Origin of the sequence: Dysgonomonas sp. GY75 (assembly GCF_015234155.1) — a bacterium.
GTDB lineage: Bacteria > Bacteroidota > Bacteroidia > Bacteroidales > Dysgonomonadaceae > Dysgonomonas > Dysgonomonas gadei.
Genome location: NZ_JADCLQ010000045.1, coordinates 1 through 644 on the forward strand (window position 1 = coordinate 1; position 644 = coordinate 644).

Here is a 644-nt window from a genome sequence, read left to right on the forward strand (position 1 = left end):
CCTTTTTAAGAAAGGTACTACACTCTTAAATGATGTTGTTGTTTTAAGATATACTCAGTTTACGGGAGTACGTACAGGGTTAGAGTTGAAATATACTGTTAACTGTTACCTGCTCACTGTTCACTGACCAAGAGAAACCAAGAAGCTGTATAATCAGTTTCAGGCAATTTGCCAGTCCTATAGCTCAGTTGGTTAGAGCGCTACACTGATAATGTAGAGGTCGGCAGTTCAACTCTGCCTGGGACTACAACAACGCAGAGGCGTTGCAATTAATAATTAACAGTTAACAATTAACAATAACGGTAAAAACCGATTCTTAATTATTAATTTTTCATTATTAATTACCTTACGGGGGATTAGCTCAGCTGGCTAGAGCACCTGCCTTGCACGCAGGGGGTCAACGGTTCGAATCCGTTATTCTCCACTACTCAATTGAAAGTAGACAATTGAGAGTTGAAAGTTTAAAAATTTTCCACTTTCCATTTTCCACTCTCCATTAGAGAACGATCTTTGACATGATGTAAAAAAAGAGCAAGTAAAGTTAGATTATAAAAATAATCTATCAAACCCTGCTAATAAACTACCTTCGGGTACTTTATTAGATAGAAAAAAAGAAAGTAGGAAAGGGCACATGGGGGATGCCT

Annotated in this window: 2 tRNA genes; both read left to right on the forward strand. The window is 37.6% G+C overall.

The features are described from left to right. Positions 1-173 precede the first annotated feature (173 nt). Positions 174-247, forward strand: a tRNA-Ile gene (locus IR083_RS17130). A gap of 103 nt (positions 248-350) precedes the next feature. Then, positions 351-424 (forward strand) — tRNA-Ala (locus IR083_RS17135). Positions 425-644: the final 220 nt, after the last annotated feature.